Raw genomic sequence first — 17,649 nt, forward strand, 5'->3', positions numbered from 1 at the left:
AGGCGAACGATGGCAGAACTGCCGGATAAAGAGAAATTGCTGCGCAACTTTGGGCGTTGCGCAAACTGGGAAGAGAAATACCTCTACATCATTGAGCTGGGGCAGCGTCTGCCGCCGCTTAGTAAAGAGGCGCATACCCCCGAGAACAGTATTCAGGGCTGTCAAAGCCAGGTGTGGATTGTGATGGCGCAGTCTGACGATGGCACGATAACCCTGCAGGGTGACAGCGATGCGGCAATAGTAAAAGGGCTGATTGCGGTGGTCTTTATTCTTTATCACCAGATGTCAGCGCAGGATATTGTCGCCTTCGATGTCCGCCCGTGGTTTGAAAAAATGGCCCTCACCCAACACCTCACCCCGTCTCGTTCCCAGGGACTGGAAGCGATGATTCGCGCCATTCGCGCCAAAGCGGCAATCCTTAGCTAGACTTACAGAACAGCATTCATTCTGTTTCGCGAGGTGGTTCCCGCCTCGCTGGTTTTTCAGCTTTCTGGCATTCTGCCAGTGAATAAGGAATCTCAGCATGAAGCGCGCGTCTCTCATAACTCTATTACTCCTCAGTTCGCTCGGTACACTTAATTCGGCCCGCGCGATGGACTATCCGTTGCCGCCCGCAGGCAGTCGCCTGATTGGGCAAAATCAAACCTACACCATACAGGAAGGGGATAATAAGCTGCAGACCATCGCCCGCCGGTTTAATACCGCGGCACAGGTGATCCTCGAAACGAACAATACGATTGCGCCGGTAAACCCTGCACCGGGAACCGTTATCACAATCCCGTCGCAGATGCTGCTACCCGACACGCCGCGCGAGGGTATTGTTGTGAACCTCGCTGAGCTGCGGCTTTACTATTTCCCGCCGGGAGAGAACATTGTCCAGGTTTTCCCCCTTGGCATCGGGCAACTGGGGCTGGAAACACCGGTGAGCACGACCCGCGTCAGTCAAAAAATCCCGAACCCAACCTGGACGCCGACGGCCGGTATCAGAGCCCGTTCGCTGGCGCAGGGAATTAAACTGCCTCCTGTGGTTCCCGCAGGGCCAAATAACCCGCTGGGACGCTATGCCCTGCGTTTGGGTATTGGTAATGGGGAATATCTTATCCACGGAACCAGTGCGCCAGACAGCGTTGGCTTGCGCGTCAGTTCCGGCTGTATGCGAATGAACGCCCCGGATATTAAAGCCCTGTTCGAACAGGTACGGGTTGGCACCCGGGTACAAATCATCAATGAGCCAGTGAAATTCGCGGTCGAGCCGGATGGTAAACGCTATATTGAGGTCCATCGTCCGCTGGCACAGGTGGAAGGTGAAAACCCACAGATTTCGCCCATTACGCACTCCGCCGACTTTGCGACCTTTGTTTCACAGTCCGGAAGCGATAAGGCGCTGATCGATAAAGCCCTGGCGCGCCGTGCGGGGATCCCGGTTGTGGTTTCTGCGGGAAGCGGCCCGTCGGCCAGTAACAGCGTATTGTCAGTGCAGAACAGTCGTGTGTCCGCGGCGGTAGCGGAAGAGGCAGGGGAGAAGATGACGCAGTAGAGCCGTATGACGCAGGCAAAAAAAATGGCGCACAATGTGCGCCATTTTATTAACAGGTACTATTACTTACGGTATTTAGTAGCCTGGTTGTCCAGACGCTGGTTAGCGCGAGCTGCGTCGTCTTTAGCAGCCTGAACGTCGGAACGCATTGCGTTCACGTCGTTGCTCAGCTGGTCAACTTTAGCGTTCAGAGTCTGAACGTCAGAAGACAGCTGATCGATTTTAGCGTTGCTGGAGCAACCAGCCAGCAGAGTAGAACCCAGGATTACCGCGCCCAGTACCAGTTTAGTACGATTCATTATTAATACCCTCTAGATTGAGTTAATCTCCATGTAGCGTTACAAGTATTACACAAAGTTTTTTGGGTTGAGAATATTTTTTTGATGGGAATACGCCTATTTTTGATCGTTCGCTCAAAGAAGCATCGAATCGGCCCTTTTTGAGTAAAAAGCTATGTAAAAAAAGGCATTTTTCATCGGATTCATCTTAGATAATTCGCAATTAAATAGAAAAACCCGATTTGCTTTTTGAATGAGTTTGGCTAATGACTGGAATAAAAAAAGCGCCCATTGGGCGCTTTTTATCAAAATTAATTCGTTCGTGAATTATTACAGCACGTGAACGGATGCAGTATTGGTCGTTCCGCTTGGTACCAGCGCACCAGAAACCATAACCACAACGTCGCCTTTCTGTGCCAGACCGCTTTCCAGAGCCATGGCTTTACCCTGAATGTAGAAATCGTCAGTAGAGGCAATCTCTTTAACCAGGTGTGCAACGACGCCTTTGCTCAGCACCAGCTGACGCGCGGTGGTTTCGTTGGTGGTCAGGGCCAGGATAGTGGCATCCGGGAAGTATTTACGCACTGCACGCGCAGATTTACCGCCCTGGGTCGCAACCACAATCAGTGGCGCTTCCAGTTTCTCAGCAGTTTCTACCGCACCGCGGCAAACGGCTTCGGTGATGCGCAGCTTGCGGCTGTCGTTATTGAAGTCCAGACGGCTGGTCATCACGCGGTCAGTACGTTCACAGATGGTCGCCATAATGCCAACCGCTTCCAGAGGATATTTCCCTTTTGCGGATTCGCCGGACAGCATAACAGCATCGGTACCGTCGAGGATGGCGTTAGCCACGTCGCCTGCTTCAGCGCGGGTTGGGCGTGGGTTTTTGATCATAGAGTCCAGCATCTGCGTAGCGGTAATAACCACTTTACGCGCGCGAACACATTTTTCGATCATCATCTTCTGCGCGAAGATCACTTCTTCAACCGGGATTTCAACGCCCAGGTCGCCACGTGCAACCATGATGCCGTCAGACGCTTCGAGGATTTCGTCGAAGTTGTTCAGGCCTTCCTGGTTTTCGATTTTGGAGATGATCTGGATCTTCTCGCCGCCGTGCGCTTTCAGGTGCTCGCGAATTTCGACCACGTCAGAACGCTTACGGATGAAGGACGCTGCAACGAAGTCAACGCCTTGTTCGCAGCCGAAGATCAGGTCTTGCTTGTCTTTTTCAGCCAGTGCTGGCAGCGCGATAGAAACGCCCGGCAGGTTAACGCCTTTGTTTTCGCCCAGGTCGCCGTTGTTCAGCACTTTACAGATAACCTTGTTACCTTCAATCGCGGTCACTTCCATACCGATCAGACCATCGTCGACCAGGACGGTGTTACCGACGGACAGATCGCTGGTGAAGCCTTCATAGGTGACCGCAACGATTTCGCTGTTCCCCACAACGGATTTGTCCGTGGTGAAGGTGAACGTCTGGCCTGCTTTCAGAGAGACGTCGTTGCCGCCTTCCAGTTTGATGGTACGGATTTCCGGACCTTTGGTGTCGAGCAGGATAGCCGCTTTTTTACCGGTTTTGCTCATCACGTTGCGCAAGTTCTGGATACGCTGACCGTGTTCTGCATAGTCACCGTGAGAGAAGTTCAGACGCATCACGTTCATGCCGGCGTCCAGCATTTTGCTCAGCATCTCTTCGGATTCGGTTTTCGGGCCGATAGTACAAACAATTTTCGTCTTTTTCATGACAGTCTTAGTCTTTAAGTTGGGAAGGATATGGAAATCTCGCTCCGGGGGCGCACCGCCGCAGAGTCAAACCTGTGTTGCAAAAGAGTATATGACACGCACTAAGGATAGGAGACATCAAATGAGCGTGCAGAAGAAAGTGTGCCTGAGTGACAGCCCAACGAAGGAGAGGAGAAGTTGTACGTTGTTTTTTGTATTCCAAGCGCTGAAACCATTCACCAGGGATTTGGCGCGCATTATACGCTGATTTTAAGATAAAAGGAAAATGGAAACGGTGTTTCAGAAATAATCAATGTCGTTTTACATAATATTGTTATCAACGCGTTAAGCCATGATGACAACTTATCGCGGCAGGTGATTGACCTGCCGCATTTTGCTTATTTTTGCAGCGCCTGACTGAGGTCGGCGATGAGGTCTTTAGGATCTTCAATCCCCACCGACAGGCGAATCAGCTGTGGCACAATACCGTTTGCCAGCCGTTGCGCCAGCGGAATCGAGGCGTGCGTCATGCTGTAAGGCTGGCTCACCAGACTCTCTACGCCGCCCAGGCTTTCCGCAAGGGTGAACAACGTCAGGTTGCGAATCACCTCTGTGGCGCGTTGCGCATCACCTTTCACCACGACAGAAATCATCCCGCCGGGCAGCGCCATCTGCGTGCGGGCAAGCTGATATTGCGGGTGCGACTCCAGTCCGGGATAAAAGACCCGTTCAACCAGCGGATGCTGTTCCAGCCATTGCGCAATCGCCAGCGCGTTGCTGCTGTGTCTCTCTATGCGCAGCGAAAGGGTACGAATACCGCGCAGGGTCAGGAAGCTGCTAAACGGGTCCAGTACGCCGCCAACCGCGTTCTGCAGGTAGCCAAGCCTGTCCGCCAGCGCCGGATTATCACCCACCACCGCCAGCCCGGCCACCACGTCAGAGTGGCCGTTAAGGTATTTGGTTGCTGAGTGCACCACGATGTCGAAACCCGACGCCAGCGGACGGTGAATGACCGGCGATGCGAAGGTGTTATCCGCCACGCTGATAACGTTATGACGACGGGCGATGTCAGCGATAGCCGCTAAATCCGCCAGCTTCAGCAGCGGGTTGGTGGGGGTTTCAACCCAGATCATGCGGGTGTCCGGGCGAATAGCCGCCTCAAGCCCGGCTAGATCGTCCGGCTTAACCCAGCTGACCTGCACACCGGTGCTGCGTTTGCGGACATTTTCAATCAGGCGATATGTGCCGCCGTAGACGTCATCAATGGCGACGATATGGCTGTCTTTCTCCAGCAGTTCAAGCACGGTGGAGATGGCGGCGAGACCGGATGCAAAGGCGTAGCCGCGCGTTCCGCCTTCCAGTTCGGCGATGGCGGTTTCGAGCGCATGGCGCGTCGGATTGCCGCTGCGGGAATACTCATAGCCGGTATGCTCCCCGGGAGAGGGTTGCGCAAACGTCGAGGTGGCGTAAATCGGCGGCATAACGGCGCCATGCTGATCATTGAACGCGCCGCTGTGGACGCTCAGGGTTGCCAGGTTTTTCATCATCTGTTCCTTATGGCTGAAGACGGTTGCGCCACGCGGTCAGCACGTCGCTGCGCGTAATCAAACCGAGAAAACGGTCGTTGTCATTAATGACGGCCACCAGACCGCGGTCGAAGATGGCGTGCAGGGCGCTTTCCGGGGCGCGTTTATCGAGAAATTCCACCTGACGCGTCATGGCCTCTGTCACGGGAAGGGCGAAGCGGTCAGCTTCACCGCCGATATGCCGCAACAGATCCCACTCGTCGATAATGCCGACGACCTGACCGTTTTCCAGTACCGGCAGCTGGGAGATGTCGTACAGGCGCATGCGTGCCAGAACGGTGGAGAGCGTGTCATCCGGGGCGGCGGTGACGGTAGCGCCTTCATCGTGGCGCAGGGCAATGTAGTCAGAGAGATCGCCTGCCTGAGGGCGCGTGATGAGCCCCTGCTGGCGCATCCAGTCGTCGTTGAACATCTTCGAGAGATATTTATTGCCGCTGTCGCAGGCGAAGGTCACCACGCGTTTCGGCGTGGTTTGCGCATGGCAATATTTCAGCGCCGCCGCCAGCAGGGTGCCGCTGGAGGAGCCCGCCAGAATGCCTTCCGTTTTCAGCAGTTCACGCGCGGTGGCAAACGCTTCGCGGTCGGTAATGCGCCACGCGCGGTTCACGCCTTCAATGCGGGCCAGCGGTGGAATAAAGTCTTCGCCAATGCCCTCAACCAGCCAGGCGCCCGCATCGTGGTAGCGACCGGTCTCGACCTGATCGGCGAGCACAGAACCTACCGGGTCGGCCAGCACAAACTCCGTATGTGGCGAATGCTCTGAAAACCACGCCTGCAGGCCGCCCAGCGTCCCGCCTGAGCCGACGCCGACCACGATGGCGTCAATTCTGCCGTCAAGCTGCTCATACAGTTCCGGTGCCGTGGTAGTGCGATGTGCCAGCGGGTTAGCGTCGTTATTGAACTGGTCGATATAAAACGCGCCCGGCAGTTCATCGGCCAGGCGCTGGGCGTAATCCTGGTAATAGGCCGGATGCCCCTTATTGACGTCGGAACGGGTCAGTATCACCTGGGCACCCAGCGCGCGCAGGTGGAAAATCTTCTCGCGGCTCATTTTGTCCGGCACCACCAGGATAAGCGTATAGCCTTTCTGGGCGGCGATCAGCGCCAGCCCGAGGCCGGTATTCCCCGCCGTTGCTTCAATAATCGTGCCACCCGGCCGTAGCTGGCCGGTACGCTCCGCGTCGTTAATCATCGATAACGCCACGCGATCTTTAATGGAGCCGCCGGGGTTTTGGTTCTCCAGCTTCAGAAACAGCGAGCAGGGACCGGTATCAAGCTTGTGCAACTGGATCAGCGGTGTCCGGCCAATCAGTTCGGTGACGGAGTGGTAGATCGTCATGATGTTTTCCTTTCTGGGTGTCATGACGGGATGATAGGGCGGAGAAATTTTCGCAATAAAGAACACTTCACTGCTTTTTATAACAGACGGGAATATCAGTGCTGTTTTTGGATGTCAGGACAGCAAGACGTAAAGTTGTCTGGAAGTGAGGATGGCTATCTCGGCATAAAATGCTGCAATAATGACCGTTTTTTTCGCATATCAGTCAAGCGTTATGCGTCTGGCAGATAATCATTGCTGAAATCAATCTAAATACTTCCCGCCGTGTAGAGTCGTTGTTTATTACTGAAAGTTATAACACATGCTTTTTTGTTCATTTAAAAACTGATAACGCCTGTTTACTATCGTTTGGACATCCATACTTCTAAACCGCCATTGGCGGATCGGATAATGAATTAGAATGATTGTACTCAGAAATATTTCGAAGGTTTTTGACAACGGTAAGGCGGCGCTCACAGCCGTTGATAACGTCAATTTGACGATTGAGCAGGGACAGGTTTACGGCATTATCGGCTACAGCGGCGCCGGGAAAAGCACGCTGATTCGTCTGCTGAATGGTCTGGAGAAACCCAGCGCTGGCAGCGTCACGATTAACGGGCAGGACATCTCCGCCGCAAAAGGTGAAGCCCTGCGTCAGGCACGCCTGAAAATCAGTATGGTGTTCCAGCACTTCAACCTGCTGTGGTCGCGCACGGTAAGTGAGAATATCGCGTTCTCCATGCAGATCGCCGGTGTGCCAAAAGCCAGAATCAAGGCTCGCGTGGCGGAACTGGTGGCGCTGGTGGGGCTGAAAGGGCGTGAGAATGCCTACCCGTCACAGCTAAGCGGCGGACAAAAACAGCGCGTGGGGATTGCGCGCGCGCTGGCTAATAACCCGGACGTTTTGCTGTGTGATGAAGCCACGTCCGCACTCGACCCGCAGACCACCGATCAGATCCTCGATCTGCTGCTGGATATCAACCGTCGTTTCAAGCTGACCATCGTGCTGATCACCCACGAAATGCATGTGGTGCGCAAGATCTGCGACCGCGTGGCGGTGATGGAAAACGGTAAGGTGGTGGAAGAGGGGGATGTGCTGAGTGTATTCACCCATCCGCAGCAGCCGATTACGCAGCAGTTTGTCCGCCAGGTAAGTCAGTACGCCGAGGAAGAAACCTTCAATACCGAACTGGCAAACGATCTGGAAGGCACGGTCATCCGTCTGACCTTTACCGGCCACAGCACGCACAAGCCGGTCGTGGGTGAGCTGACCCTGCGCTACGGTCTGCCGTTTAATATCCTGCACGGGAAAATGACGCAAACCGCCCACGGTGTTTTCGGCCAGCTCTGGGTCCACGTCGTGGCATCTGATGAACAACTGAACAATATCCTCGCCGACCTGAAGCACAGCGATATTGAAGGCGAGGTCATTAAACATGGCTGAGAATCTCTTCCCGCACCTCAAATGGGATCAGCTCTGGTCGGCGACGCAGGAGACGCTGTACATGACCGCGCTTTCCGGGGTGGCGACCTTTGTGCTGGGGATCGTGCTGGGCCTGGCGCTGTTCTTAACCGCGCGCGGCGGGCTGTTTCAAAACCGCACGGTCTACAGCGTGATTTCGATTGTGGTGAACGTGTTTCGCTCAATACCGTTCATCATTCTGATCGTCCTGTTGATCCCGTTCACCAAGACCATCGTCGGTACCATTCTTGGTGCCAACGCGGCGCTGCCGGCCCTGATTGTGGGGGCCGCGCCGTTCTACGCACGCCTGGTGGAGATTGCCCTGCGCGAAGTGGACAAAGGGGTAATCGAAGCAACGCGCTCAATGGGCGCACGACTGAGCACGCTCGTGTTTCGGGTTTTACTGCCGGAATCATCACCTGCACTGGTATCAGGGATAACGGTAACGCTGATTGCGCTGGTGAGTTACAGCGCCATGGCGGGGGTGATTGGCGCCGGCGGTTTGGGAAATCTGGCTTATCTGGAAGGATTCCAGCGCAACCATGGTGACGTCACGCTGGTGGCAACGGTGACCATTCTGATCATCGTTTTCATTATCCAGTTCTGCGGCGACGCTATGACTTCTCTGTTAGATAAACGCTAATAAATACACACAGGAACCACATCATGAAAAAAACACTGACACTGATCGCCGCAGCCACCCTGAGCGCCCTGAGCTTCGCCTCCTGGGCGGATACGCTGACTGTGGGCGCATCCAACACCCCGCACGCCGAAATTCTGGAGCTGGCAAAGCCGATTCTGGCGAAGCAGGGGATTGACCTGGAGATTAAACCGTTCCAGGACTACATTCTGCCCAACACCGCGCTGGCGGGTCATGACATTGACGCCAACTATTTCCAGCATATTCCTTACCTGAACAGCGTGCTGAAAGATCACGCGGGCGATAAGGATTACGATTTTGTCAGTGCGGGTGCTATCCACATTGAGCCAATCGGTATCTACTCCAAAAAGTACAAGTCGCTGAAGGACCTGCCGGAAGGCGGTAAGATCATTATGCGTGATGCCGTTTCCGAAGAAGGCCGTATTCTCTCCATCTTTGAAAAAGAGGGCGTGATCAAGCTGAAGCCTGGCATCGACAAAGTGACGGCGCGTATCAGCGACATCGTTGAGAACCCGAAGAAGCTGCAGTTCACGCCTAACGTCGAAGCCTCTCTGCTGCCGCAGATGTACAACAACGATGAAGGCGCTGCGGTCGTGATTAACGCCAACTATGCGATTGACGCCGGTCTGGACCCGGTGCACGACCCGATTGCGGTAGAGAGCGGTGAAAATAACCCGTACGCCAACATCATTACCGTGCATCGCGGTGACGAGAAGAAGAAGGACATCGTCGCACTGGTGAACGTGCTGCACTCCAAAGAGATTCAGGACTGGATCCGCACCAAATACAAAGGTGCTGTGATTCCGGTTAATAACTAATTAGCTGATTTTACAGATGAAGCCCGGCGAGATCCTCGCCGGGCTTCTTTTTTGTATCCGGCAGGAGAATCATTTAAGCTCAACGTTTAAAAGGCAACGGAGTGATGACGATGGGTAACGTGACCAAAGATGAAGCGCTGTACCAGGAGATGTGCCGGGTGGTCGGTAAGGTAGTACTTGAGATGCGTGATTTAGGGCAGGAGCCGAAGCATATTGTCATTGCGGGTGTGCTGCGCACGGCGCTGGCGAACCAGCGCATCAAGCGCAGCGAATTGACAACCGAAGCGATGGAGACGGTGGTTAAAGCGCTCGCCGGGTGATGCACCCGCGTTTCTCAGATCCCGCATATCATCAGTCGTTATTGTTATTTCCCCTCCATTGTTAATGGGTGTTTTACTGAACGCAGGTGAAGCAAGAGGGGCAAGACGATGAAAAAATGGATCAGCACGTTACGGCGGTTTTTTGCCACCCGACCTGTGAATGCGGAGAACAGCGCGCAACGTGTTCTTGAGTCAATACTGCCTGCTGCCAGCCTGTACGGCGTGGACGTTGCTAACATAGACCCGGAGTGGTTCCATGATAAAACGTCACGCTGAACTGCGCCGCACGCGCGAAATGTACTGGAATGAGCTGTGCGTTACGTGTGTAAAGCCACAATGAGGAGAAAAGTACGCGGTGAATCATTCGGTTAATTAACCCGTTGTTTGTTACCTATAGGTCCTTTCATTAATGGAGATAATGATGAAACGGACCACGTTAACCGCGGCTCTTTCAGCCCCTGCGCTACTTCTCGCCATGCATGCGGCACACGCTGCGCCACAGGCACATGTCGTCTGCGGCTACTCCCATACCCTTGGCGATGATGCCATTATGATGTTTGGCAGGCCCAACGAGGCCATGCTGCATGACTTCTTCGGCAACACGCACACCGATGCCAGCTCGACCAGGGAAACCCTGCGCAAGCTGGAAGAAACCACCTGCGATAATAAAGCGGATAGCTCGGCATACTGGGCACCTTCGCTGCGGCTGCCTGATGGCACTATCGTAAAACCCGCGTATCAAAAAACCTATTATCAGGCCTCGAATGTGGAAACCTGGCCGCTGCAGCCTTTCCCGGCGGGGCTGTCACTGCTGGCGGGGGATCACCATGGATTTGCGCCTAACCCACATATCACGTTCTTATGTGCTAACGGCAAAGGTTACACGACAAAAACAGGCGAAGTGTGCGGGCTACGCAAGGCGGGAGACGCCGTGCAGTTTAATATCGGTATTCAGTTTCCCAACTGCTGGGATGGCGTGAATCTCAAGCCCGCTCACGGCGTTGCCAATGCGACGTACGATACGAAAGGGCAATGCCCGACCGCGTTTCCGGTGAAAATTCCGACCGTGAACATGAACATCGCTTATGTACTTCCGACAATTTCATCCCTTGATACCAGCAAAGTACAGCTTTCTCTTGACCCCATTATGCATGGTGACGAACGCGAAGAACGCTGGGGAAGTCTCTACACTGCGCATGCTGATTTCATGAATGGCTGGACGGAAGAGGGGGCGCGCTTTATGACCGAACTGTGTATGAATCGCGGGCTGGACTGCGGCACGACCGTGCCATATGCCTATTCAAAAGCGCAGGCAAACGTCTGGCTAAGCAGCCTTGAGCCGGGGCTCTCCCAGCCTCAGCCGCAGGCTTTGCTGGTGCAGGATAACTGGCAGAACGGAGGCCGAACGCAAAACAGTGAAACCCTCTCACTGGTGAAGTTTACGATCCCGACGCTGCCAGCGGGACAGGATCCTTCTCTGTTTAAATATCGCGTTCGCATATACGGCGGTAAGGTAGAAACTGACGGCGCCGATCAGATCTTCTTCTATCCGGCCAGCAACGACTGGGATCCTGCAACGGTGAACTGGGCTGACCGCCCGGCCTGCAGCTATCGATCCGATGCTGTGCTGTATCTCAACCACTCGCGCGAGTACAGAATGGTGGATGTCGACAAAGCCGTGCGCAAGGCGCTGGCGGAAGGGAAAACCGAAATCTCGTGGTATATCGGCGGCGACCGCCAGGGAAACCATTACCAGTTTGAACCGGCTTCGTCGGAGCAAAGCCTTGTACTGATGCTGACGGGGTTTAAAAAGACGCCTGAACTGTAGCTCTCCGTTGAGTGCCAAAAAAAGCACCGGTCAGCCGGTGCTTTTTATCAGATCTTGCAGGCATCACCGCAGTCGTCGTCGGCGACAATCGCCTGGGCTTTTTTGTCCGCGTCATCCAGACGTTCCGCGTTGCGTTCTTCCGCTTCATCCAGTCCGGTAAAAACCAGGTTATCGAGATCAATTTCCATGTTGCACCTGCTATGTTCAGTTATTGATACGAGCACAGTATAGGGCAAAAAAAGCCAGCAATGTACCACGCAGCACATAAGGATAATCCCTGCCATACTCAGTGCTTTATCACTGAGGAGCGCTCATGATTACACTCTGTAAAACCTGCGGTACCTCCTACGATGCACAGCCGGAAAGATGCCCGATTTGCGAGGATGAACGTCAGTATGTCCCGGCCAGCGGCCAGGCGTGGATCGAGTATGAGACGGTAACGGCCACGCACGCGAATAAATGGCAGCAGCTGGAGCCGCAGTTGTACAGCATCAAAACGGTACCGTCTTTTGCGATTAACCAGCGCGCGTTGCTGCTGCGTACCCCACACGGCAATATTTTGTGGGACTGCATCGCCAACCTTGACCCGGCCACCCACGCTATCATCACCGCGCTCGGCGGCCTCCGCGCCATTGCGATTTCCCATCCGCACTATTACACCACCATGCAGGAGTGGGCCGCGGCGTTTGATGCGCCGGTCTATCTGCACGCCAGCGATCGCGAGTGGGTGATGCGCGCCAGTCCGGCGATTAATTACTGGGAGGGCGATGCGCTGGAGATCGTGCCATCGGTTACTTTGCTGCGTCTCGGCGGCCATTTCGCAGGCGGCACGGTGCTGCACTGGCAGGAAGGCGAGGGCGTTTTGCTGGCGGGGGATATTCTGCAGGTCACCCCCGGGAAGGATGCGGTGTCGTTTATGTGGAGCTACCCGAATATGCTTCCGTTGCCTGCCCGCAAGGTTGAGGAGGTCACCCGGCGCCTGGTGGGCAAATCTTTCGCCCGTCTTTACGGCGCGTTCGAAGGGCAGAACATTCCGGCGAATGCCGACGCTATCGTTCAGCGGTCGGGCCAGAAATATATTGCTTGTCTGAAGTGAAGCGCGATGGGTAAACTTTACTAGTGTGATCGCGATCATACCTAAACTAAAACAGATAAAAGAGAAATTGCTATGCAACATATCATTGAAGGTTTTCTCAGCTTTCAAAAAGAGATTTTCCCGCAACGTAAAGAGCTCTTTCGCAGTTTAGCGTCCAGCCAGAATCCCAAAGCGCTGTTCATCTCATGCTCCGACAGCCGTCTGGTCCCGGAACTGGTTACTCAGCAAGAGCCGGGACAACTCTTTGTCATTCGTAATGCTGGTAATATTGTGCCGCCGTTCGGGCCTGAGCCTGGCGGTGTCTCCGCCACTATCGAATACGCGGTTGTGGCGCTGGGCGTGACGGATATCGTCATCTGCGGCCACTCCAACTGTGGCGCGATGAAGGCGATTGCCGATAACGCGAACCTGGAGCCGATGCCTGCTGTTTCACACTGGCTGCGCTATTCCGATGCGGCCAAAGCCGTGGTTGAGAAGAAAACCTGGGATAAGCCGCTCGATAAAGTGAATGCGATGGTGCAGGAGAACGTGTTTGCGCAACTGAGCAACATTAAGACTCACCCGTCCGTCGCGGTGGGGCTGCGTAACAATTCCCTTCGCCTGCACGGCTGGGTCTATGACATTGAAAGCGGCGAAATTCGTGCCCTGGATAAAGCGACGAAAACCTTTGTCTCGCTGTCTGAAAACCCGGACGTCTTCTTCGAGTAATATCGCGTTGCAGGGCAAGGAAGCCCTGTCAGTTCTCTACGTACGGTAATCGACGCCGTAAACCTGTGGACGGTTTTTCAGCCGCCCTGGCCATCGCCTCTGCAATCTCTGCACACTCCGCCAGCCCCTGAACAAAGGGATGATCGTGCATCAGCCACGGTATCGCGCCAAACGCGATGCGCCCGCGAACCGTTTCAGGCGCATTTAGCGTGTAATCTTCACCGACATCGGGTATCTCGTCGCCGGTCGTTTCCAGCGCTCTGCGCAGTGAGGGGAAAGGCAGATCTTTGGTTTTGAGCGGCTTTTGCCCGCGTGCATCGATGAAAACGTCAAAGCGGTAAACGGTCTCTTTTGTGGACACCACCGTGCGGTCGCTGCCAACATCCAGCGTATAGTCGTCGCCCAGGGCCGCCACGCTGATGATGCCAGCCTCGCGAAGCGCAAGCAGTCTGCGGATAGACTGCGGAGGGATAGCCGCATAGTTGTCGATAAACACGCGGGCCAGCCCGTTTTTGAAGCGCTCTCTGTCCTGATCGCTAAGATGGGGAACAATCTCCTGAACGACCTCATGCAGCCGAAGGACGGTATAGCGCCAGGCGACGGTGCGCCGTTCGCGTTTGTTCCGTTCAACTTCATTGAGGTTCTCTTCCGCCCAGCTAAACGGGCCGTGCTGTTGACGATCCTCAAACCAGGCGTCACGCAGGCTGTCGGCGTTGTGGCGTTGCAGAGAAATTTTCTCGCACCATGCCGGGTCGGCACGTTGAAGCTCTTTCACCATCAGGGCAAAAATGCGGTCAAGCAGGCCATCCGATCCTTTGGCTATCTCGCCTTCAACCACGGATGCGGTTAAAACGGACAGCGGTTCGTAAGGGATAGGGCAGTAAAAATCGGCTTCCGGCAGAATGCCTGTCCGCGACATCAGCGTAATGTTTAACGCTTCACTGCCTTCGTCCAGGATGAATTTACCGTCACGGAACTCACCGTGCTGCATCACCACCGCCATCGCCGCATCCAGACCGCTTAACGATGTTCCCATAATGCCAACGCGGCAAGGGGGAATGCGGGCGTCCATCAGACCGGACCACGGGCTTGGGAAGAATGTGCGCGTGGCTTCGTCCTCGTCTGGCCAGACGTGACCGGTGGCGATAACCGCAAGGTCAAAGCGTTCAGGAAAGATGTTGCCATTGACGGAAAGCGTGACGCCGGTTGAGGAGGGGATGACGTCGGTAACGGCGGCGGATTCATGGATGTTAACCTCGAACCCCTGCTTTTTAGCTTCTTTGACGATGGTTCGCAAGCTGTCGCGAAAATATTCACCCAGCAGGATCCGGGGCAGGAACTGCCGATCGTGGAGCGTGGTTTTATCTACCTTAAAACGCGCCAGGTGCGCTTCGCTCTGTCCCTTCAGCCAGTCGAGGTAGGTCATAAAAATGGGCGGGATTTCAATGCTCGCAATGTTCGCCAGCATCAGGCGAGAATTATCGTCGTCGTTATAAGGCATGCCCACGCCAGCGTCATCGGCCTGTTCAAAGACGGAAACTGAGAGCGGGGTGCTGTTTTTAAGCAGATGATAAAAGGTGTAAATCCCTGTGGGGCCGGAGCCGATAATGGCGATACTCTTCATCAACGCGCTTCCTGTATTTTTTCCATAAGAAAAGCGTAGCAGGAGAATAATGATGAAAATAAGGGATTAAGAAAAATCAGGGTATCTGAGGAGAATTTGCACCATTTCAGGACTGAAATGGTGCGTCCGAGTGGACTCGAACCACCGACCCCCACCATGTCAAGGTGGTGCTCTAACCAACTGAGCTACGGACGCAGAATGGTGCGTTCAATTGGACTCGAACCAACGACCCCCACCATGTCAAGGTGGTGCTCTAACCAACTGAGCTATGAACGCAACGTGTTGTCGGTGACAACGGGGACGAATATTAGCGGCACAGCATCAAGGTGGCAAGAGGGAAAATGCATTTTTCTCTCTGATTTCACGCGATTGCTTCATTACCGCGCAAAGTGAAGAGAAAGTAGCCGCCAGCAGGCGGCTACTGCGTATTTAACGCGCAGCGCGTTGCAAAATTACGGTTGATGGCTGGCGCTGCAGGAAGCGCATGCGCATCATCATCATGATCGCGGCTGACGTCAGACCAATGATAAAGCCCATCCAGAACCCGGCGGGTCCCATGCGGTCAACCACCAGATCGGTCAGGGCCAGGATGTAGCCGCACGGCAGTCCCAGTACCCAGTAGGCGATGAAGGTGATAAAGAAGATGGAGCGCGTATCTTTGTATCCGCGAAGCACGCCGCTGCCAATCACCTGGATAGAGTCTGAAATCTGGTACACTGCGGCGAGCAGCATCAGGTGCGAGGCCAGTGCCACCACTTCCGGGTTGTCGTTATAGAGCAGGGCAATTTGCTCGCGTAATGCAACGGTAAAGAGCGCCGTACAGACCGCCATGCAGACACCGACGCCCAGCCCGGTCCGTGCGGCCGTTTGCGCATCCAGCGTCGAGCCCTGACCCAGGCGGAAGCCGACGCGAATCGTCACCGCCGCCGCCAGCGACATCGGCAGAACGAACATCAGGGAGCTGAAGTTGAGCGCAATCTGGTGCCCGGCCACGTTAACGATCCCCAGTGGGGAGACCAGCAGGGCGACGACGGCAAAGAGCGTCACTTCAAAAAACAGGGCCAGCGCAATCGGCAAGCCTAACTGCATCAGGCGCGTCATGATGCTCCAGTCCGGCGTACTGAATCTTTTCTCATTACGAATATCGCGCATAGAGCGGGCGTGTTTCACAAAGGTAAGCATACAGAAGAACATCACCCAGTAGACCGCCGCGGTTGCCACGCCGCAGCCGACGCCGCCCAGCTCTGGCATCCCGAAATGACCGTAAATAAAGATATAGTTCACCGGAATATTCACCAGCAGGCCGATAAAGCCCATCACCATCCCGGGCTTGGTTTTCGCCAGGCCTTCGCACTGGTTACGCGCCACCTGGAAGAAGAGGTAGCCCGGTGCCCCCCAGAGCAGGGCACGCAGATAGCCCACGGCTTTGTCAGCCAGTGCAGGGTCAATGTTATCCATCGCGCGAATGATATGACCGGCGTTCCAGAGCACGACCATAATCAGCACGGAGACAAATCCGGCCAGCCAGAACCCCTGGCGGACCTGATGGGCAATGCGTTCGCGACGTCCCGAACCATTAAGTTGAGCAATAACCGGCGTCAGCGCGAGCAGCAGACCATGGCCGAACAGGATGGCCGGAAGCCAGATTGATGTACCGATGGCGACGGCCGCCATATCAGTGGCGCTATAGCCACCTGCCATGACGGTATCCACAAATCCCATTGCGGTCTGGGCCACTTGCGCGATGATCACTGGTATCGCCAGTGCCAATAACTGCCGCGCTTCATTCATGTACTTCTGCACGTGAACACCTTTATTTTGTAGTTATAAGAGAGACTAAAAAAGCCGCCGTAACGGGCAGCAAGAAGAAAATGCGGGGGGTGCCAGCTATTGTAGCGGGCTTTAGCTATTTATCTAGTGAAAAAATCGCCAGAAAATGCGCTCCGCTGGCAACCTCTTTTTCCAACTGTTATTGTGGTGGGATTAAACGGTGTAACCACCGTCCGGAGAAAACAGGAGTTGTAAGCATGTTTACTGGTATTGTGCAGGGCACTGCCAAAGTGGTGTCCATTGATGAAAAACCTAATTTTCGTACGCATGTTGTAGAGCTGCCGGAATATATGCTTGATGGCATCGAAACCGGCGCCTCGATTGCCCATAACGGCTGCTGTCTGACCGTCACCGAAATTAATGGCAACAAGATCAGCTTTGATTTAATGAAAGAGACCCTGCGTATTACTAATCTGGGCGAGCTGGCTGTAGGTGATACCGTCAACGTTGAGCGTGCGGCGAAGTTCAGTGATGAGATTGGCGGCCATCTGATGTCGGGGCACATCATGACCACGGCTGAAGTGGCGAAAATCGTGACCTCGGAAAATAACCGTCAAATCTGGTTCAAAATGCAGGATCCGTCATTAATGAAATACATCCTCTATAAAGGATTTATTGGCATTGATGGGATTAGCCTGACGGTTGGAGAAGTGACGGCAACGCGTTTTTGCGTGCATTTAATTCCTGAAACGCTGCAACGCACCACGCTGGGTTCGAAAAAACTCGGGCATCGCGTGAATATCGAAATCGATCCGCAAACCCAGGCGGTAGTGGATACGGTTGAGCGCGTGCTGGCGGCAAAAGAAGCGGCAATAATAACGAGCACAGAAGACGAATAAAAAATAACCCCGGGTAACCGGG

Annotated in this window: 19 protein-coding genes and 2 tRNA genes; 11 read left to right on the forward strand and 10 right to left on the reverse strand. The window is 54.5% G+C overall.

Annotated elements, in window-relative coordinates; genetic code table 11:
• The first annotated feature begins 9 nt into the window (after positions 1–9).
• Both sufE and ldtE read left to right on the forward strand, forming a co-directional pair.
• Positions 10–426 (forward strand): cysteine desulfuration protein SufE, encoded by a 417-nt coding sequence (gene sufE / locus G0034_RS09240; protein WP_050861843.1) that lies wholly within the window; start codon positions 10–12, stop codon positions 424–426.
• A gap of 97 nt (positions 427–523) precedes the next feature.
• Positions 524–1,537, forward strand: a complete 1,014-nt coding sequence (ldtE, locus tag G0034_RS09245; protein WP_063434455.1) for a L,D-transpeptidase LdtE — start codon at positions 524–526, stop codon at positions 1,535–1,537.
• A 62-nt stretch (positions 1,538–1,599) separates the two neighbouring features.
• On the opposite strand, the gene lpp is transcribed toward ldtE, so the two are convergent.
• The 5 genes from lpp to G0034_RS09265 form a co-directional block, all read right to left on the reverse strand.
• Positions 1,600–1,836: a murein lipoprotein Lpp gene (gene lpp, locus G0034_RS09250; RefSeq protein ID WP_001082307.1), complete on the reverse strand. Its 237-nt coding sequence runs from the start codon at positions 1,834–1,836 to the stop codon at positions 1,600–1,602.
• A 309-nt stretch (positions 1,837–2,145) separates the two neighbouring features.
• Positions 2,146–3,558 carry a pyruvate kinase PykF gene (gene pykF / locus G0034_RS09255; RefSeq protein ID WP_014883536.1) on the reverse strand — a complete coding sequence of 471 codons (1,413 nt, stop codon included), beginning with the start codon at positions 3,556–3,558 and terminating at the stop codon, positions 2,146–2,148.
• A gap of 7 nt (positions 3,559–3,565) precedes the next feature.
• Positions 3,566–3,760 (reverse strand): protein YnhH, encoded by a 195-nt coding sequence (gene ynhH, locus G0034_RS23605; protein ID WP_418251742.1) that lies wholly within the window; start codon positions 3,758–3,760, stop codon positions 3,566–3,568.
• Between the two features lie 175 nt (positions 3,761–3,935).
• Entirely contained in the window at positions 3,936–5,081 is a 1,146-nt protein-coding gene (locus tag G0034_RS09260; protein WP_179121319.1) for a trans-sulfuration enzyme family protein, read from the reverse strand.
• A 10-nt stretch (positions 5,082–5,091) separates the two neighbouring features.
• Entirely contained in the window at positions 5,092–6,462 is a 1,371-nt protein-coding gene (locus G0034_RS09265; protein WP_179120745.1) for a pyridoxal-phosphate dependent enzyme, read from the reverse strand.
• Between the two features lie 400 nt (positions 6,463–6,862).
• Here G0034_RS09265 and G0034_RS09270 point away from each other — a divergent pair, with 400 nt between their 5' ends.
• The 6 genes from G0034_RS09270 to G0034_RS09290 all read left to right on the forward strand — a co-directional run bounded on the left by G0034_RS09270 (position 6,863) and on the right by G0034_RS09290 (position 11,530).
• Complete coding sequence (locus G0034_RS09270) at positions 6,863–7,885, forward strand: methionine ABC transporter ATP-binding protein (protein WP_014883539.1); 1,023 nt, start codon at positions 6,863–6,865, stop codon at positions 7,883–7,885.
• The gene (locus G0034_RS09275; RefSeq protein ID WP_045282011.1) at positions 7,878–8,546 is read left to right on the forward strand and encodes a methionine ABC transporter permease; all 669 of its coding nucleotides are present in this window, start codon (positions 7,878–7,880) and stop codon (positions 8,544–8,546) included. Before G0034_RS09270 ends, G0034_RS09275 begins: the two co-directional genes overlap by 8 nt.
• 23 nt (positions 8,547–8,569) lie before the next feature.
• Positions 8,570–9,382 (forward strand): MetQ/NlpA family ABC transporter substrate-binding protein, encoded by an 813-nt coding sequence (locus G0034_RS09280; protein WP_179120746.1) that lies wholly within the window; start codon positions 8,570–8,572, stop codon positions 9,380–9,382.
• A 110-nt stretch (positions 9,383–9,492) separates the two neighbouring features.
• Complete coding sequence (gene fumD, locus G0034_RS09285; protein ID WP_014883541.1) at positions 9,493–9,702, forward strand: fumarate hydratase FumD; 210 nt, start codon at positions 9,493–9,495, stop codon at positions 9,700–9,702.
• Positions 9,703–9,810: 108 nt separating this feature from the next.
• Complete coding sequence (locus tag G0034_RS23310; protein ID WP_014883542.1) at positions 9,811–9,978, forward strand: hypothetical protein; 168 nt, start codon at positions 9,811–9,813, stop codon at positions 9,976–9,978.
• 145 nt (positions 9,979–10,123) lie between these two features.
• Positions 10,124–11,530, forward strand: coding sequence for a DUF1996 domain-containing protein (locus tag G0034_RS09290; RefSeq protein WP_179121320.1), 1,407 nt, complete (start codon positions 10,124–10,126; stop codon positions 11,528–11,530).
• A 47-nt stretch (positions 11,531–11,577) separates the two neighbouring features.
• Here G0034_RS09290 and G0034_RS09295 read toward each other — a convergent pair whose 3' ends face one another.
• Entirely contained in the window at positions 11,578–11,718 is a 141-nt protein-coding gene (locus tag G0034_RS09295) for a hypothetical protein (RefSeq protein WP_063613973.1), read from the reverse strand.
• Between the two features lie 125 nt (positions 11,719–11,843).
• On the opposite strand from G0034_RS09295, the gene G0034_RS09300 reads away from it, so the two are divergent.
• A complete protein-coding gene (locus G0034_RS09300) occupies positions 11,844–12,626 on the forward strand; it encodes an MBL fold metallo-hydrolase (protein WP_048996052.1) in 783 nt (260 codons plus the stop codon).
• Between the two features lie 72 nt (positions 12,627–12,698).
• A complete protein-coding gene (locus G0034_RS09305) occupies positions 12,699–13,334 on the forward strand; it encodes a carbonic anhydrase (protein WP_014883545.1) in 636 nt (211 codons plus the stop codon).
• A gap of 28 nt (positions 13,335–13,362) precedes the next feature.
• Here G0034_RS09305 and G0034_RS09310 read toward each other — a convergent pair whose 3' ends face one another.
• From G0034_RS09310 to mdtK, 4 genes are all read right to left on the reverse strand, one after another.
• Positions 13,363–14,958 carry an FAD-NAD(P)-binding protein gene (locus G0034_RS09310; protein WP_179120747.1) on the reverse strand — a complete coding sequence of 532 codons (1,596 nt, stop codon included), beginning with the start codon at positions 14,956–14,958 and terminating at the stop codon, positions 13,363–13,365.
• Positions 14,959–15,076: 118 nt separating this feature from the next.
• Positions 15,077–15,153: transfer RNA gene (locus G0034_RS09315), tRNA-Val, on the reverse strand.
• Between the two features lie 4 nt (positions 15,154–15,157).
• Positions 15,158–15,234, reverse strand: a tRNA-Val gene (locus G0034_RS09320).
• 153 nt (positions 15,235–15,387) lie between these two features.
• Positions 15,388–16,761, reverse strand: a complete 1,374-nt coding sequence (mdtK, locus tag G0034_RS09325) for an MdtK family multidrug efflux MATE transporter (protein ID WP_014883547.1) — start codon at positions 16,759–16,761, stop codon at positions 15,388–15,390.
• A 224-nt stretch (positions 16,762–16,985) separates the two neighbouring features.
• Here mdtK and G0034_RS09330 point away from each other — a divergent pair, with 224 nt between their 5' ends.
• Entirely contained in the window at positions 16,986–17,627 is a 642-nt protein-coding gene (locus G0034_RS09330; RefSeq protein ID WP_014883548.1) for a riboflavin synthase, read from the forward strand.
• Positions 17,628–17,649 lie beyond the last annotated feature (22 nt).

The sequence above is a fragment of the Enterobacter sp. T2 genome (assembly GCF_010692925.1).
GTDB lineage: Bacteria > Pseudomonadota > Gammaproteobacteria > Enterobacterales > Enterobacteriaceae > Enterobacter > Enterobacter kobei.

Bases quoted from the DNA above. Each gene is read 5' to 3' on its own strand.
- sufE (WP_050861843.1), top strand. From the start codon at position 10: ATGGCAGAACTGCCGGATAAAGAGAAATTGCTGCGCAACTTTGGGCGT.
- ldtE (WP_063434455.1), top strand. From the start codon at position 524: ATGAAGCGCGCGTCTCTCATAACTCTATTACTCCTCAGTTCGCTCGGT.
- lpp (WP_001082307.1), bottom strand. From the start codon at position 1,836: ATGAATCGTACTAAACTGGTACTGGGCGCGGTAATCCTGGGTTCTACT.
- pykF (WP_014883536.1), bottom strand. From the start codon at position 3,558: ATGAAAAAGACGAAAATTGTTTGTACTATCGGCCCGAAAACCGAATCC.
- G0034_RS09260 (WP_179121319.1), bottom strand. From the start codon at position 5,081: ATGAAAAACCTGGCAACCCTGAGCGTCCACAGCGGCGCGTTCAATGAT.
- G0034_RS09265 (WP_179120745.1), bottom strand. From the start codon at position 6,462: ATGACGATCTACCACTCCGTCACCGAACTGATTGGCCGGACACCGCTG.
- G0034_RS09270 (WP_014883539.1), top strand. From the start codon at position 6,863: ATGATTGTACTCAGAAATATTTCGAAGGTTTTTGACAACGGTAAGGCG.
- G0034_RS09275 (WP_045282011.1), top strand. From the start codon at position 7,878: ATGGCTGAGAATCTCTTCCCGCACCTCAAATGGGATCAGCTCTGGTCG.
- G0034_RS09280 (WP_179120746.1), top strand. From the start codon at position 8,570: ATGAAAAAAACACTGACACTGATCGCCGCAGCCACCCTGAGCGCCCTG.
- fumD (WP_014883541.1), top strand. From the start codon at position 9,493: ATGGGTAACGTGACCAAAGATGAAGCGCTGTACCAGGAGATGTGCCGG.
- G0034_RS23310 (WP_014883542.1), top strand. From the start codon at position 9,811: ATGAAAAAATGGATCAGCACGTTACGGCGGTTTTTTGCCACCCGACCT.
- G0034_RS09290 (WP_179121320.1), top strand. From the start codon at position 10,124: ATGAAACGGACCACGTTAACCGCGGCTCTTTCAGCCCCTGCGCTACTT.
- G0034_RS09295 (WP_063613973.1), bottom strand. From the start codon at position 11,718: ATGGAAATTGATCTCGATAACCTGGTTTTTACCGGACTGGATGAAGCG.
- G0034_RS09300 (WP_048996052.1), top strand. From the start codon at position 11,844: ATGATTACACTCTGTAAAACCTGCGGTACCTCCTACGATGCACAGCCG.
- G0034_RS09305 (WP_014883545.1), top strand. From the start codon at position 12,699: ATGCAACATATCATTGAAGGTTTTCTCAGCTTTCAAAAAGAGATTTTC.
- G0034_RS09310 (WP_179120747.1), bottom strand. From the start codon at position 14,958: ATGAAGAGTATCGCCATTATCGGCTCCGGCCCCACAGGGATTTACACC.
- G0034_RS09330 (WP_014883548.1), top strand. From the start codon at position 16,986: ATGTTTACTGGTATTGTGCAGGGCACTGCCAAAGTGGTGTCCATTGAT.